Origin of the sequence: Streptomyces sp. CNQ085 (assembly GCF_022614595.1) — a bacterium.
Lineage (GTDB): Bacteria > Actinomycetota > Actinomycetes > Streptomycetales > Streptomycetaceae > Streptomyces.
Genome location: NZ_JAJFAU010000036.1, coordinates 1 through 16248 on the forward strand (window position 1 = coordinate 1; position 16248 = coordinate 16248).

The window sequence follows — 16248 nt, forward strand, 5'->3', positions numbered from 1 at the left end:
TGCGCGGGGCCCGCGGCCGGGAGGCCGGGCCCCGCGTCGGCATGCCCGGGACCCGGGAGGCGCCCGGGTCCCGGCCGGGCGGGGACGCGCCGTACGGCAGTGGGTCACGGGGCGTTAGCCGCCCCGGACTCCGGGCACACGATGCCTGTATCCGCCCCTTCGGCGGATATCGCGGGCATCTGTGACGGGCGGCGAAAGGAAGACAGTGACCATGAGGCACGGCGGAGACATCATCCAGGAGCTGAGCACGGACCACCGGGAGGTCGAGGAGCTCTTCGGCCGGATCGAGGCCATGCCCGTGGGAGACGCGCGGCGCAAGGAGTTCGCCGACGAGGCCGTCGTCGAGCTGGTGCGGCACTCCGCCGCCGAGGAACAGTACCTGTACCCGGCGGTGCGGGACCTCCTGCCGGACGGCGACGAGATCGCCGACAGGGAGATCGAGGAGCACTCCGCGGCGGAGCGCACCATGAAGGCGATGGAGGGGCGCGGCGCCGACGACCCCGGGTTCGACCGGCTCGTCGCCGAGCTGATGACCGAGATCCGCTCCCACATCGCCGAGGAGGAGCGCAACCTCTTCCCGCGGCTGCGCCGGGCGGCGCCCCAGGAGCAGCTGGACAAGCTGGGCGACAAGGCGCGCACCGCGAAGAAGACGGCCCCGACGCGCCCTCACCCCTCGACCCCCGACACCCCGCCGGCCAACAAGGTCATGGACGCCGGCGCGGGCGTGGTCGACCGGCTCCGCGACGCCCTCACCGGCCGGGGCATGGGCCACTGAGCCCGCCCGCGCGGCCCCTGCGGCGGGCCGCGCGGTTCCGCCGCCTACGGCGCCGCCGGTGCGGACGCCTGGCCCCGGCGGAAGGCCAGGGAGCCGTCCGACACGTCCACCCGCAGCCGGGTGTGCGGCGCCAGTTCGCCGCCGAGCAGCATTCGCGAGAGCTGGTTGTCCACCTCCCGCTGGATGGTGCGGCGCAGCGGCCGGGCCCCGTACTCCGGCTGGTAACCGTGCCGGGCCAGCCACTCCACGGCCCGCGGGGTGAAGTCGACCTCCACGTCCTGGGCGCGCAGCCGCCGCCGTGTCTCGTCCAGCAGAATGTCGGTGATCCGCCGCAGCTGCTCGTCGGAGAGCTGCCGGAAGACCACGATCTCGTCGATGCGGTTGAGGAACTCCGGGCGGAAGTGCTCACGCAGCGGGCGCAGCACCCGCTCGCGGCGGGCCGCTTCCTCGGCCTCGGCACCCTCACCGCCCGCGGCGCCGGAGGAGAAGCCCAGCGCGCCGCCGCGCCCGGTGATGGCCTCGGAGCCGAGGTTGCTGGTCATCACGATGACGGTGTTGGTGAAGTCCACCGTGCGGCCCTGGGAGTCCGTGAGCCGTCCGTCGTCCAGCACCTGGAGCAGGATGTTGAAGACGTCCGGGTGCGCCTTCTCCACCTCGTCCAGCAGCAGCAGCGAGTACGGGTGTCGGCGCACCGCCTCGGTGAGCTGCCCGGCCTCCTCGTGGCCGACGTATCCGGGCGGGGCGCCGACCAGCCGGCTGACGGTGTGCCGCTCCTGGTACTCGCTCATGTCCAGGCGCACCATCCGGTCGTCGGTGCCGAACAGCGCCTCCGCCAGGGCGCGGGCCAGCTCGGTCTTGCCCACACCGGTGGGGCCGAGGAAGAGGAAGCTGCCGATCGGACGGTCGGGGCTGGCCAGCCCGGCCCGTGAGCGCAGTACGGCGTCGGCGACGACGGAGACGGCCTCGTCCTGGCCCACCACCCGCCGGTGCAGGTGCTCCTCCAGGCCCAGCAGCCTGGCTTTCTCCTCCTGGGTGAGGGTGCTGACGGGGATGCCGGTCTGCCGGGAGACGATGTCGGCGATGTCCTCCACACCGACCTCGGCGATGCGGTCGCCCACCGGCTGCCTCCCGCCCCCCTCGGCGGCCTGCCGCTCCACCTCGGCGAGACGGTCGCGCAGCTCCTTGGCGCGCTCGTAGTCCTCGTCGGCCACCGCCTGGTCCTTGTCGCGCCGCAGCTGCTCGGTCTCGCGCTCCAGGGCCCGCACGTCGGTGCCCCGTGTGGAGGAGCGCAGCCGCACCCGCGCGCCCGCCTGGTCCATCAGGTCGATCGCCTTGTCCGGCAGGAAGCGGTCGGTCAGATAGCGGTCGGACAGCTCCACGGCCGCCAGCAGTGCCTCGTCGCTGTAGCGGACCTGATGGTGCGCCTCGTAGCGGTCGCGCAGCCCCCGCAGGATCTCCACGGCGTCGGCCGTGGTCGGCTCGGGGACCAGGACGGGCTGGAAGCGGCGTGCCAGCGCGGCGTCCTTCTCGATGTGGCGGCGGTGCTCCTCCAGCGTGGTGGCGCCGATGACGTGCAGCTCACCGCGGGACAGGGCGGGCTTGAGCATGTTGCCGGCGTCCATCGAGCCGCTCTCGCCGCCGCCTCCCGCGCCCACCACCGTGTGCAGCTCGTCGATGAAGACGAGCAGCTCGTCGGTGTGGTCACGGATCTCGTCGATGATGCCGCTGAGCCGCTCCTCGAAGTCGCCCCGGTAACGGGTTCCGGCGACCACGCCCGCGAAGTCCAGCTGGACGACGCGGCGGCCCAGCAGGTTGTCCGGCACGTCGCCGTCGGCGACGCGCTGGGCCAGGCCCTCGACGATGGCGGTCTTGCCGACGCCCGCCTCGCCGATCAGCACTGGATTGTTCTTGCCCCGCCGCGCCAGGATCTCGATGGTCTGCTCGATCTGCTCGTCGCGGCCGATCACCGGGTCGATGCGGCCCTCACGGGCGAGTTCGGTCAGATCACGGCCGAACTTGTCCAGATTCGGGGTGCTGCCTGCGCCGGGCCGCCCTCCGGGAGCGGGCTGGCGTTCGCCGGCCGGGCCCGGCCCGCCGGGCTGCGGACCCTCCGGGAGCCCTGAGCGGGGATCGAAGTGGGCGGCGTTGAGGATCTGGCCGGCCGCCGAGTCCCGGTTGGCGGCCAGGGCCACCAGTACGTGCTCCGGTCCGATGTAGGACGAACCGGAGGAGCGGGCGACCTGGTGGGCGTCCATCAGGGCGCGCTTGACGGCGGGGCTGACGGAGATGGAGGAGCGCGGCGGGCCGTCTCCGGCGTGCCGGTCGATCTCGGAGACGATGGTGTCGGGATCGCCGCCGGCGCGGGAGACCATGGCGCGGGTCGGGTCGGTGGTGAGCGCCGCCCGCAGCAGGTGCTCGGTGTTGAGGTCGGTGCTGCCGTGCTGCGCGGCGTAGGAGGCCGCGGAGGAGACGAGCTGCCGGGCGGGCTCGCTCATCAGCCGCACGAAGTCGAAGTACCTGGGCCCCGGCCGCTGCCCGCCCGACGACGAGGAGCCCAGGAAGCGCGCGAGGAACTCTCCGAGCGGGTCCCGGCCGAAATCCTCGGGACCCATGTACCCGCTGGTCATAGATGTCCGTCCCGCCGGCCCGGCGGACCGGGCCGCGCTGCTGTCTCGGTGCGTCTGTCTCGGTGCACCGGGGTTCCCCTTCGGGCCGGTACGACACGTCGGGCGCGGCCCCACTTGCCCACGAGCGCCGCGGGTGGAGGTGTGAGCCGGGCACACGGGGTTATCCGGAGCATGCGGCACCGCCGGCTGGGACCGTGCCGGACGGTCCCAGCCGGCGGTGCCGCATGTCCGCGGAGTCGCCGCGGGTTCGTCTGTCGGTTCGGGGTCGGGAGGGCACGGTCGATGTCGTTGCTGTCAGGTCTGCCGGGTGTGCCGGGTCTGCGCCTGCCGCTGCCGCCGCCGGACGTCCTGGTGCCGCCGGGGGTGAGGGCCGGGGCGCGCGAGGTGGCGGGCACCGCCGGCCGGCTGGCCGGGCAGTTCCTGGGAGCGCCGCGACGAGCCGTGCGGTCCCGGCCGGGGCGCTGCTACATCGCCGTGCACGGAGTCAACACCCCCGAGGGCGAGCGGACCGCCCGGCGCGTGGAGCGCGTCCTGGAGCGGCACCCGGGGGTGCTGTGGGCGCGGGTGAACGCGCCGTCGGGGCGGGTGGTGGTGGCGCTGGAGTCCACGCCTCCGCCCGAACACGAACTGGTGGCGCTGGTGGAGCGCGCGGAGGGACACGTCCCCTGCGAGGACGAGGAGCAAGAGGGGTGGTGCCAGGAGCCGCACCACCCCTGCGAGGGACCGCGGACCGGCCAGTCCGTCACCGCCCTGGCCGCCGACGTGGTGGGGCTGGGGTTGTCCACCCTCAACCGGGTGGCCCCCTGGACACCGCTGCCGCCCGAGGTGGCCGCCCTCACCGGCGCCGTCGCCCGTCACCCGCGGCTGCGGCAACTGGCCGCCAGGGGGCTGCACGGCCCGCAGCGGGCCGACTCCCTGCTGCCGGTCCTCACCGCCCTGACCCAGGGCATGGCGACCCGCGGCGGCGGCCTCGTGCTCGACGTCGTGGAGCGCATGGCCCAGTGGCGGGAGGCCGGGGCGCACCGCGCGGCGTGGGAGGAGGCCGAGACGAGGCTGGTGGGCAGTCCCGAGGAGGCGGCGGCCGGCCCGGTAGCCGCGGAGCGGCCCGTCCCCCCGCCTCCCGACGCCGTCGACCGCTACGTCGAGCGCTCGATGGCGCTGACGGCCGCGGCCGGGGCGGCGACCGCGCCGTTCACCGGGCCGAGGCGCGGGCTGGCGGTAGCGCTCTCCGGTGTGCCCAAGGCTCCGGACGCGGGCCGGGAGGGATTCGCCACCACGCTCGGCCGCGCCCTGGCGCTGCGGGGGGCGACCGTCATGGACCGGAGCGTGCTGCGCAGGCTGGGCCAGACGGACACCGTCGTGCTGGAGGAGGAGGCACTCAGCGGCAGCCACCACGAACTGGCCGACCTGGTGCCGCTGGAAGGGGCCGTGCCCCGGGAGGCCGCCGAGCGGCTCTTCGCGCTCTTCACCTCCGAGCGGATCGGTGAGACCCACCGTGACGAGGACGGCTGGGTCCTGGGGCCGCTGGAGGACCTGGAACTGGCCGGACGCGGAGGGGCGCGGGCTGCGGCCAGGCTGCGCAGGCAGGGCAGCGAGGTCGTCCTGGGCCTGGCCCGGGGCAGGCGGCTCACGGCCGTCGCCGGCCTGGCCCGGCGGAAGGCACCGGGCGCGGACGCGGTGGCGGCCGCGGCCCGCCGCGCCGGGGTGCGCGTGGTCCTGGCCAGTGCCCGTCCGGAGCCGGCGTTCGGTTTCGCCGACGCCGTCGTTCCCGGCGGTGACCGCCTCACCGCCTCCCTGCGCGGGCTGCGGGCGGACGGCGCGGTGGTGCTGCTGCTCTCGGGCGACCGGCGGGCGCTGGCCGCCGCCGACTGCGGAATCGGCGTGCACCGCGAGGGCGAGCCGCCCGCCTGGGGCGCGCACATCCTGATCGGCACCGACCTGGAATCGGCCGGTCTGATCGTGGACTCGGTGGGCGTGGCCGCCCAGGTCGACCGGGAGAGCCGGCTCCTGGCCGCGGGCGGCAGCGGCGTCGGCGCCGTCGCGGCCCTCCAGGGGCCTCCCCACCGGGCGACGGCCCGCGGTGCCGCGGCGGGCACCGGCGCCGGGACCGCGGCGTTCTGCCTGGGCACCTGGCGGGCCCGGCAACTGCTGTCCCGCCCGGTCACCCCGCCGGTGGAGACCACCCCCTGGCACCTGATGCCCGCCGGTCGCGTGCTGGAGCGGTTGGGCAGCACCGATGAGGGCCTGAGCAGGGAGGAGGCCGAGCAGCGGGCGGGCCGGGACACCACCTCCGGGCAGCCTGCGCGCATCGGCCTGCCGACCGCGTTCGTCGAGGAACTGGCCAACCCCCTCACCCCGGTGCTCGCGGCGGGCGCCGCTCTGTCGGCGGCCGTGGGCTCGCAGACCGACGCGGCGCTGGTGGCAGGCATTACCGGCGCGTCCGCCCTGGTGGGCGCCGTCCAGCGGGTCAGGACCGACCAGGCGCTGGAGGAGCTGTTCGCCCGCTCGGCGATCGGCGCGCGGGTGCGGCGCGGCGGGGCCGAACGCCTGGCGGCCGCGGGGGACCTGGTGGTCGGGGACGTGGTGGTGCTGCGCTCCCAGGAGGTCGTACCCGCCGACTGCCGGCTGCTCCGGGGCGAGGGGCTGGAGGTCGACGAGTCCTCGCTGACCGGTGAGTCCCTGCCGGTGGCGAAGGACCCGGCACCGGTGGTCGCCGCGCAGATCGCCGACCGCAGGCCGATGCTCTACGAGGGCACCACCGTCTCGGCGGGCACCGCGGTGGCCGTCGTGGTGGCCACCGGATCGGCCACCGAGGTCGGGCGCAGCCTGGCGACCGCCCGTCAGAAGGCCCCCGACACCGGGGTGGAGTCGCGGCTGCACGCCCTGACGAAGACCAGCCTGCCGCTGGCACTCGGTTCGGCCGCCGCGGTCGCCGGATCCGGGCTGCTGCACGGCCGCCCTCTGGGGGACACGCTCGCCTCGGCGGTGAACCTGGCCGTCGCCTCCGTGCCCGAGGGACTGCCACTGCTGGTCAACGCCGCCCAGCTCGCCGCCGCCCGCCGCCTGGCCGACCACGGGGCGTTGGTGCGCAACCCCCGCACCATCGAGGCGCTCGGCCGCGCCGACGTGCTCTGCTTCGACAAGACCGGCACCCTCACCGAGGGTGATCTGCAGCTCGCCGCCGTCAGCGACGGCCGGCGCGAGCTGCCCGCCGACCGGCTCGACGCCGCCCGCGGGCAGATCCTGGCCGCCGCGCTGCGCGCCACCCCGCCGGCCCGCGCCTCCGAACCCATGGAGCACCAGACCGACCGGGCGGTGGTGGCCGGCGCCCGGCGCGCGAAGGCGGCCGTGCGCCAGGGGGCGCCGCAGTGGCGGCGCACCGACGCCCTGCCGTTCGAGCCGTCCCGCGCCTACCACGCCACAGCCGGCCGCACCTCGCGCGGAACGCTGCTCAGCGTCAAGGGCGCGCCCGAGAACGTGCTGGAGCGCTGCGCCCGGCTGCGGGAGGGGGGCGGAGGCCGGGACGGAGGGGAGAAGGAACTCGACGCGGCGGCCCGCGAGCGTCTGACCGGCGCGGCCGAGGAGCTCGCCGGCGCCGGGCGGCGGGTGCTGGCCGTTGCGGAGCGCCCGCTGCGGGAGGGGGAGGACCTCACCGACGAGGCCGTCGCCGGTCTGACGTTCCTGGGTTTCGTCGCCCTCGCAGACCCGGTGCGCTCCTCGGCCGCGCCGGCCACCGCGCGGCTGCGGGCGGCCGGAGTGCAGACGGTGATGCTCACCGGCGACCATCCCGCCACCGCGGACGCCATCGCCGCCACCGTCAGCGAGGACCCCGACCAGAAGGTGTGCACGGGCGCCGAGATCGACGAACTGAGCGACGAGGAACTCGACGATTCGCTGCCCACGCTGGACGTCATCGCCCGGTGCAGCCCCCACCACAAGGTCCGTATCGTCCAGGCGTACCAGCGCATCGGCCGGGTGGTGGCGATGACCGGGGACGGCGCCAACGACGCCCCGGCCATCCGGCTGGCGGACGTGGGTATCGCGCTCGGGCGGCGCGGCACGCCCGCCGCGACCGCCGCCGCCGATCTGGTCGTCGGTGACGACCGGCTGGAGACGATCATCGCCGCGCTGCTGGAGGGCCGTGCGATGTGGGGCTCGGTGCGCGACGCGCTGGCCGTCCTCGTCGGCGGCAACCTCGGGGAGGTGGCCTTCAGCGTGCTGGCCGCCGCGCTGACCGGCAGCTCCCCTCTGAACGCCCGTCAGATCATGCTCGTCAACCTCCTCACCGACCTCGCCCCGGCGCTTGCCATCGCGGTGCGCGAACCGGCGACGGAGGCCGGCGAGCGGCTGCTGAGCGAGGGCCCGGACCGTTCCCTGGGGGCCGGTCTGAGTCAGGAGGTGCTGCTGCGCGGCGCCACCACCACGCTCGGCGCCGGACTGGCCTGGGGCGCGGCCAGGCTCACCGGGCGGGGACGGCGCGCCGGGACGGTGGCCCTGGCCTCGGTGGTGGGCACCCAGCTCGCCCAGACGCTGCTCACCGGCGGGCTGGACCGCAACGTGCTGACGGCCGGGATCGGTTCGGCCGCGGCCCTGGTGGGCGTCATCCAGACGCCCGGGGTCAGCCAGTTCTTCGGCTGTACCCCGCTCGGTCCCGTCGCCTGGGGCATCACCCTCGGCTCGATCACCACGGCCACGCTGCTGGGGGCCGCCGCGGCCCCGGTGGTGCGCAGGCCGGCGCCGGATCCCCGCGGTGCGCCGGAGGACGCCGGGGCTCCCGTCGCCTCCGAGCCGTTCGGAGACTGAACTCACCCGATTCGGAGGGCGGTTCGAGGTCACTGGGCCGACTGGGTAAGTGAACTCCATGCGCCGGGGCGTTACGGGACAGACCGTGCGTCCCGGCGCTTCTTCTCCCTCTTCCCCGCGGAGCGGACGAGCCCTCCCCTCGCACACGGCAGACCGCGGCCCGCGAACGCCCGCGAACGCCCGAGGGCGTTCGCGGGCCGCGGCCACATGACAGGGGGTGAGGAGGCCCCTCGCGGCCGGAGGACCGGATCAGACCCGGCCGCGCCAGGAGCCCGTCTCCGCGCCACGCTTCTCGATGAACTCCTTGAACCGCTTCAGGTCCCCCTTGGCGCGGTGGCGGACCACACCGAGCTTGTCGCCGACGGTGTCCGTCGCACCCTCGGGGTCGTGGTCCATCTGGAGCATCACCTTGGTGGTGCTGTCGTCCAGCCGGTGGAAGGTGACCACACCGGCCTGCCTGGCCTCGCCGTCGACCGTCGTCCACGCCACCCGCTCGTCCGGGACCTGCTCGGTGATGCGGGCGTCGAACTCCCGCTCGGCGCCGGCGACCTTCGTCGCCCAGCGGGTCAGTGTGTCGTCCTTCTGCTCGACGCGCTCGACGCCCTCCATGAACTCGGGGAAGCTCTCGAACTGGGTCCACTGGTTGTACGCGGTGCGCACCGGTAAGCGGACCTCGATCGACTCCTCGACGTGAGACATCCAGCATCCCTTCTCTCGCTGTGATGACTGGTATGTGACGCTTTGTGTCGTTGCCTGACGCCTACCCGGAGGAGATGCGTCCATGCGGATGCGCCGGCTGACGATCCGGCGGTTCCGCGGATCCTGTCGACGGGGCGTCAGGGCAGAGGAGTGCCGCCGGTGGCGTTGACGACCTCGGCGGTGATGTAACTCGCCTCCCGGGACGCCAGGAAGACGTAGGCGGGGGCCATCTCGGCGGGCTGGGCGGGCCGGCCCAGCGGGGACTGCCTGCCGAACTCCGAGGTGTCGGGCAGCGTCGAGGGGATCAGCGGGGTCCACACCGGCCCCGGCGCGACGGCGTTGACCCGGATGCCCCGCTCGGCCAGGTGCTGGGCGAGCCCCTGGGTGAAAGTGACGATGGCCCCCTTGGTCATGGCGTAGTCGAGCAGATGGGGGCTGGGCTTGTACCCCTGCACCGAGGTGGTGTTGATGATGCTGCCACCCGCGGGGATGTGGGGCAGGGAGAGCTTGGAGAGCCAGAACATGCCGTAGAGGTTGGTGCGCATCGTCCGGTCGAACTGCTCCGTGCCGATGCCCTCGATGCTTTCGGGCTGTGCCGTCTGGAAGGCCGCGTTGTTCACCAGGACGTCGATGCGCCCGAACTCCGCCACCGCCCGGTCCACCAGCCGGCGGCACTCGGACTCCTCGCGGATGTCGCACAGCAGGGGCACGGCCTTCCGGCCGGTCTCCTCAACCAGCCGTGCCGTCTCCCGGGCGTCCTTATCCTCCTCGGCGAGGTAGGTGAACAGCACGTCCGCGCCCTCCCGGGCGAAGGCGAGGGCCACGGCGCGCCCGATGCCCGAGTCGCCGCCGGTGACGATCGCCTTCCGCTCCGTCAGGCGGCCGCTGCCCCGGTAGGACGACTCACCGTGGTCGGGCTCCGGCTTCATCCGGCCGGTCAGGCCGGGATGCGGCTGGTCCTGCTGGGGGAACTCCGGCTGCGGGTGCTGCCGGGTGGGGTTCTGCCGCTCCTGTTCGCTCATGTCCGTCTCTCTCCTCCGTCTCTCCCTGTCGCCGGTTCCCCGGCTCCCTTCGCCGTCCTCCGCTCCCGGGAGACGCCGCACCCGCTCCGAGCCCTCGGGCTCGGAGCGGGTGCGGCGTCCGGGGTGGACGCGGTGTCGCCCGTCCTCGGCGGGAGGCGCGCCCGGGCCGTCGCCGTCAGGTGCGGTGGCCGGTGTCCTCGACGCCCAGACCGAGCGCCCGGGCGATGTCCTGGACGTTCCGGAACTCCTGCCCCGCCGACAGCCTCCCGGCCAGGCTCAGCAGCCGGTCGGGGGCGTTGTTCCCGCGCAGCGTGTCGAGCACGGCGTCGCGGTCGGCCGGGTAGAGGCCCGGGCCCAGGTGCCGGGCCAGCTCACTGCGCAGCTCGACGTCGTTCTGGTCCATCCCCGGGGGCGTGCCGCCGGTGAGCACGGTGTTCGGCGCGCGGTCCACGTCGGGCTGGTCCTCGCCAGAGGGCTGGAGCTCGTGGTCCTCCTCCATGCGCAGGGACCGGCCCGCGCGGAGTTCACCCTCCATCTCCTGCTTGAGCTCGTCGTCCCGGGCAGCGCCGGTCTTGTTCTTCCCGTGCGTGACCATGTCGTCCTCCCGAAGGGTCGGAGCGCTGGTCGGCGGCGTGCGCCGACGTGGGGATCGCGTTCCCGGGGATGCCTGGATTACACCGTTTGCGGATCCTTCGCGTTCGATTCCGCGGTCACCCCACGTCGTGGCGCCGCTCCGCCGAGACGTCGGCGATGTCCCTGCGCCCGGTGTTCTCGGCCTGGTCGATGACCGCGACGTCCGGGTGGTGCAGGTCGAACGCGGGGGACTCGGAACGGATCCGCGGCAGGGTGACGAAGTTGTGCCGCGGCGGCGGGCAGGAGGTCGCCCACTCCAGCGAGCGGCCGTAGCCCCACGGGTCGTCCACGGTGACCTTCGGCGCGTACTTCGCCGTCTTCCAGACGTTGTACCAGAACACCAGGAACGACATGCCCAGCAGGAACGAACCGATGGTGGAGACGGTGTTCAGCGCGGTGAAGCCGTCGGCCGCCAGGTAGTCGGCGTACCGGCGCGGCATGCCCTCGGCGCCCAGCCAGTGCTGGACCAGGAAGGTGCCGTGGAAGCCGATGAACAGCACCCAGAAAGTGATCTTGCCGAGCCGCTCGTCGAGCATCTTCCCGGTGAACTTCGGCCACCAGAAGTGGAAGCCGGCGAACATCGCGAAGACGACCGTGCCGAAGACCACGTAGTGGAAGTGCGCCACCACGAAGTAGCTGTCGGTGACATGCCAGTCCAGCGGCGGGGAGGCCAGGATGACGCCGGTGAGCCCGCCGAAGAGGAAGGTGACCAGGAAGCCGAGTGCCCACAGCATCGGCGTCTCGAAGCTGAGCGAGCCCTTCCACATGGTGCCCAGCCAGTTGAAGAACTTCACGCCGGTGGGCACCGCGATCAGGAACGACATGAAGGCGAAGAACGGCAGCAGCACAGCGCCGGTGGCGAACATGTGGTGCGCCCACACGGTGACCGACAGGCCGGTGATGGCGATTGTGGCGCCGATCAGGCCGATGTAGCCGAAGATCGGCTTGCGGCTGAAGACCGGGATGACCTCCGTGATGATGCCGAAGAACGGCAGCGCGATGATGTAGACCTCGGGGTGGCCGAAGAACCAGAACAGGTGCTGCCACAGCAGCGCGCCGCCGTTGGACGGGTCGAAGATGTGCGACTGGAAGATCCGGTCCGACTCCAGGGCGAAGAGCGCGGCGGCCAGCACCGGGAAGGCGAGCAGGACCAGCACGCTGGTCAGCAGCACGTTCCAGGTGAAGATCGGCATCCGGAACATCGTCATGCCGGGGGCGCGCATGCAGATGATCGTGGTGATGAAGTTGACCGCGCCCAGGATCGTGCCGAAACCGCCCAGGCCGAAGCCCATGATCCACAGATCGCCGCCGACCTGGGGTGTGCGGATGTCGTCCGACAGGGGCGTGTACGCCGTCCAGCCGAAGTCGGCCGCGCCGTCGGGCGTGAGATAGGCGGAGAGGGCGATCAGCCCGCCGAAGAGGTAGAGCCAGTAGGCGAACATGTTCAGCCGCGGGAACGCCACGTCGGGCGCGCCGATCTGCAGCGGCATGATCCAGTTCGCGAAGCCGGCGAACAGCGGGGTGGCGAACAGCAGCAGCATGACCGCGCCGTGCATGGTGAACGACTGGTTGTACTGGTAGTTGGAGAGGATCTGCGTGCCGGGACGGGCCAGCTCGGCCCGGATCAGCAGGGCCAGCACGCCGGCGATCGTGAAGAAGCCGAAGGAGCTGACGAGGTAGAGCGTGCCGATCTTCTTGTGGTCGGTGGTGGTCAGCCAGTCGACCACCACCGCCCCCACGGTTCTCTTCTTCTCCCGTGTCTGCCCCGACTCGTCCGTCCGCACTGCCATGCCCGTGTCCTCTCGACCCGCCAGCTCCGACCGGTACCCTGGCCGCGCCGCCTGTCCGGCGCGCGTCCGCGGCTCCGGTTCCCGTCCTCTCCACGGGCGGTCTCATCCGACAGGCCGCCCCGACGTGGATAACACCGCCGCCCGGCTCGATCGGCTTTTGACCCTTCGGTGGGCGTGTGAGGCGAATGCCTTCACCGCCCCTTTCCGTCTTGCTTTCCGAAGGTTCGCGCGGTTCCTACGGGCGCGGGGCGTCGGCGGCGACGGCGCTGTCCGGGTGTCCGGCCTCCGGTGCGGCAGCGGTACGGCGACCGGGACCGGGGGAGACGGCCGTACGCGCTCCGGCCCCCCTGCCGGGCGCCTGGCGCCCGTGGGAGCCGTCCGGCGAGAACCACAGCAACCATGCCGCGAACGCCGCGCCGGTGCCCAGCAGGACGGCGAGGACCCAGGCGCTCAGCGCCTCGGGGGAGGGGACGGAGGAGGCCGCCAGATCGTAGGCGATGTGCCCGGCGACCAGCGGGGTGAGCCTGCGACAGCGCAGGTAGAGCAGGAGGGCGCACGAGCCGAGCAGCAGCAGGGCGATGCCGGGCACGCCCAGGTACAGATGCGCCGTCACCCGCAGCGCCAGGCTGATCGCGCAGATCACCCACAGAGGGCGGCCCGCCGCCCGGCCCAGTACGACGACGGCCCCCACCAGCACCATCTCCTCGGCGACGCCGGTGAACAGGATGTTGGCCACCATGTCCGCGGGGCCGCTCCAGCCCAGCGCCGCACTCTGGGCGCGGTCCAGGACGGGCAGCCAGGGCGCGGCCCTCGGCAGACCCGTCTGGAGGCCCGCCATCCAGGTGACGGTGGTGTAGGCGAGGACGAAGACCGCCCCGAAGACCATCGCGGCCGTCAGCCGTTCGGCCGCGGGTCGCGCACCGGACGGACCGACCCCCAGCCCGCGCCACCCGGCCCCGTGCCGGGCCGCCAGTTCACCGCAGAGCCAGGCCAGCAGGACGGTGGTGGCGACGCTGCCCACCACCCCCTGGACCTCACCGGTCCGCACGAACTCGGCGATGCGGGCGGCACCGGCGACGGCCGTCACGGCCAGTGCGGCGCCGCGCCGCCGCGACACGCGCCGCCGTGCGAGCAGCCCGGCCAACAGGCAGCCCGCGGCCAGCGAGCACAGCAGTCGCAGCCACGGGAGTACCGCGCCGGACCATCCCTCCACTGGTGCGCCGGACAACCGGGCGAAGTCGAGCACCGATCCGGTGAGCGGCACCGCGCACGCCACCAGCAGCAGCCCCCACAGGTCGCGTTCGGCCCGCCGCGCGTCGGCGGTACGCACTGGGCGGGATGTGCCGGGCACGGTGCTGTTCGGCGGTGTGTGGGTCACGGGCGTGTCTCCCGTACGTCGGCGCCGGCGGAAGGCCGCGCTGTCGAGGACTGCTGGGACGGCTCTTCCTGTCCGGGTAGCCGGTCACGGGCGGCCGACACCTGCGCCGGCGGTATCCGGCCGCGGATCCCGCGGGAATGTCCGATGCGAACGCTCCCGGAGAACCGGCGGAGAGAGGTTCTGTGAGGCAGCGTCAGGATCGTGAACACCAGGCTCAGAACAGGTCAAGGGGGATCTCGGGGGCGCCCCCCGGCGTCTGCTCGGTCCAGATGGTCTTGCCCGAGGGGGTGTAGCGGCTGCCCCAGCGGTGGGCGAGCTGGGCGATGAGGAAGAGACCGCGGCCGCCCTCGTCGGTCAGCCGGGCGCGGCGCAGATGGGGCTGGGTCTGGCTGGGGTCGGACACCTCGCAGATCAGGGTCTTGTCCTTGATCAGCCGCAGCCCGATGGGAGAGCCGGCGTAACGGATGGCGTTGGTGACCAGCTCACTGACGATCAGCTCGGTGGTGAAGGCCATCTCCTCCAGGCCCCAGGTGCTCAGCTGGGCGGCGACCAGCTCCCGGGCCTGGCCGACGACGGTGGGGTCGGCGGTGAACCGCCAGGTCACGGTGGCGCCGTCGGGCAGTGCCCGCACCCGGGCGACGAGAAGGGCGATGTCGTCGGCCGCGGGCTCGGTCAGGACGCGGTCGACGGCGGCGCGTCCGATGTCGGCGGGGGACCCGCCGGCCTTCACCGCGGCGTGCAGGCTCTCGCGCAGCCGCCGCGTCAGGCCCTCGGAGGACACCTTGTCATGGGCCACCAACTGGTTGGTGTAGAAGGCCAGTACGCTACCCGGGCCCAGGTGGAACTCGGCGGGCTCGAAGGGCATGCCGCCCACTCCCAGGGCGGGGCCGGGCTTGAGGTCCACATCGCGGGTGCGTCCCTCGGCGCTGGTCAGGATCGGCGGAGGATGGCCCGCGCTGGCCATCGCGCAGCGCCCGGTGACCGGGTCGTAGACGCAGTACATACAGCTCGCGCCCACGACCCCGCCCGCGCTGCCGTCCGGCTGCGGCTCAGTGTAGGCCAGACGGGTGGCCAGGTCGTCGAGGTGGGTGAGGAGCTCTTCGGGGGGGAGGTCGAGGTCGGCTAGGGTCTGCACGGCGGTGCGCAGCCGGCCCATGGTGGCCGTCGCGCCCAGCCCGTGTCCGGCCACGTCGCCGATGACGAACGCGACCCGCGTGGAGGACAGGGGGATGACGTCGTACCAGCTCCCGCCGATCCCCGCGGCGGTGCCGGCCGGTACGTAGGTACCGGCGGTCTCAGCCGCGGTGAACTCCGCTCCGGCCGGGGGCAGCAGGCTGCGCTGCAGGGTTTCCACGGTGCGCAGTTCGGAGGAGTAGCGGCGGGAGTTCTCCACGCTGAGCGCGGCCCGGGAGGCGACTTCCTCCGCCAGGGGGATATCGTTCACGCCGAAGGGGAGCCGGTCCCGGCCGCGCCACAGGCCCAGCACGCCCAGCACCCGCCCCCGGGCGCGCAGCGGGACGATCAGCGCCGAGGCGGCCGCCTCCGGGAACAACAGCCGCTGTCGCTCCAGGTCGGGAGCCAACTGCTCCCTCAGGTCGGCCAGGTCGGGCATGAGTACGGCCCGGCCGTCGCGGAGGGCATCGCTCTCCAGATATCTGGCGTAGACGGGGTCCCCGCGCTGGTACGTCTCGGCGGGCCAGGTGCCGGCCGGAGCCACCGCGATCCGGCGCAGCGGCGTCCCGGTGGAGAAGACCCCGGGATCGTCCCCCTGGATCACCTTGTCCACCAGGTCCACACAGGCCAGGTCCGCGAAGTCGGGCACCAGGATGCGGGTCAGCTCCTCGGAGTTGCGAGTGGTGTCCAGGGTCTGTCCCAACCGTGCGGCGGCGGCGTGCAGGAGGGCCAACCGCCGCCGCGCGGTGTGCTGCTCGGTGACATCGGTGAAGACCGCGGCGACCCCGATGGCGCGGCCGTGTCTGTCCTCGAGCCGGAATGCCGAGGAGGACAGGATCCGCTCCTGGTCGGGAGCCTTCAGGCGCCGTGCCGAGTGCTCCCAGTCGATGACCGCCTCCCCGGTCCGCAGGACCCGCCGCCACTGCTCCTCGATCGCGTCGGCGTCCTCCGGCACGAGGATCGCCCGCAGATCCTGCCCGGGCGTGTGCCGCCAGGGATCCGTGGCCAGGGGGACGCCGAAGAACTCCGGACCGAGGTTCGCGCGGGTCGTGCGCAGTTCGGTGTCGTGGACCACCAGCCCGATACGGCTCTGGTCGAACAGCGCGCGGATGAGCGACTGGTCCTCCATCCACCGCCGCCCGAGGGCGGACGGAACGGCGCACACCAGGAAGCGCGCCTCACCGCCGGCGGGCAGCGGCAGCACCTCGGCGTCGACCTCGACCGACGTGCCGTCCCGGTGGCGCAGGGTCGTACGGATTTCCAGGGGCTCGGGACCGGAGCGGCCGGCGGCTCCGTCCCAGAGGCCGGGGGCGGTGGTGAGCTCCGCGATGAGCTGTCCGCGGACCTG

Annotated in this window: 9 protein-coding genes; 2 read left to right on the top strand and 7 right to left on the bottom strand. The window is 73.4% G+C overall.

Features of this window, described 5'->3' with window-relative positions; all coding sequences use genetic code 11:
- Positions 1-211: 211 nt before the first annotated feature.
- Entirely contained in the window at positions 212-775 is a 564-nt protein-coding gene (locus tag LJ221_RS09215) for a hemerythrin domain-containing protein (protein WP_241715299.1), read from the top strand.
- Positions 776-819: 44 nt separating this feature from the next.
- On the opposite strand, the gene LJ221_RS09220 is transcribed toward LJ221_RS09215, so the two are convergent.
- Positions 820-3402, bottom strand: coding sequence for an ATP-dependent Clp protease ATP-binding subunit (locus LJ221_RS09220; RefSeq protein ID WP_241715300.1), 2583 nt, complete (start codon positions 3400-3402; stop codon positions 820-822).
- A 282-nt stretch (positions 3403-3684) separates the two neighbouring features.
- Here LJ221_RS09220 and LJ221_RS09225 point away from each other — a divergent pair, with 282 nt between their 5' ends.
- A complete protein-coding gene (locus tag LJ221_RS09225; protein ID WP_241715302.1) occupies positions 3685-8205 on the top strand; it encodes a cation-translocating P-type ATPase in 4521 nt (1506 codons plus the stop codon).
- A gap of 249 nt (positions 8206-8454) precedes the next feature.
- On the opposite strand, the gene LJ221_RS09230 is transcribed toward LJ221_RS09225, so the two are convergent.
- The 6 genes from LJ221_RS09230 to LJ221_RS09255 form a co-directional block, all read right to left on the bottom strand.
- Positions 8455-8904, bottom strand: a complete 450-nt coding sequence (locus LJ221_RS09230) for an SRPBCC family protein (protein ID WP_241715304.1) — start codon at positions 8902-8904, stop codon at positions 8455-8457.
- Between the two features lie 137 nt (positions 8905-9041).
- Complete coding sequence (locus LJ221_RS09235) at positions 9042-9926, bottom strand: SDR family oxidoreductase (protein ID WP_241715306.1); 885 nt, start codon at positions 9924-9926, stop codon at positions 9042-9044.
- Positions 9927-10101: 175 nt separating this feature from the next.
- The gene (locus LJ221_RS09240) at positions 10102-10521 is read right to left on the bottom strand and encodes a DUF2795 domain-containing protein (protein WP_241715308.1); all 420 of its coding nucleotides are present in this window, start codon (positions 10519-10521) and stop codon (positions 10102-10104) included.
- 115 nt (positions 10522-10636) lie between these two features.
- Positions 10637-12349 carry a cytochrome c oxidase subunit I gene (ctaD, locus tag LJ221_RS09245; protein ID WP_241715309.1) on the bottom strand — a complete coding sequence of 571 codons (1713 nt, stop codon included), beginning with the start codon at positions 12347-12349 and terminating at the stop codon, positions 10637-10639.
- A gap of 235 nt (positions 12350-12584) precedes the next feature.
- Positions 12585-13727, bottom strand: a complete 1143-nt coding sequence (locus LJ221_RS09250) for a type II CAAX prenyl endopeptidase Rce1 family protein (RefSeq protein ID WP_241715310.1) — start codon at positions 13725-13727, stop codon at positions 12585-12587.
- A 214-nt stretch (positions 13728-13941) separates the two neighbouring features.
- Positions 13942-16248 (bottom strand): SpoIIE family protein phosphatase (locus LJ221_RS09255; RefSeq protein ID WP_308314747.1); only part of this gene is annotated, 2307 nt, incomplete at its 5' end.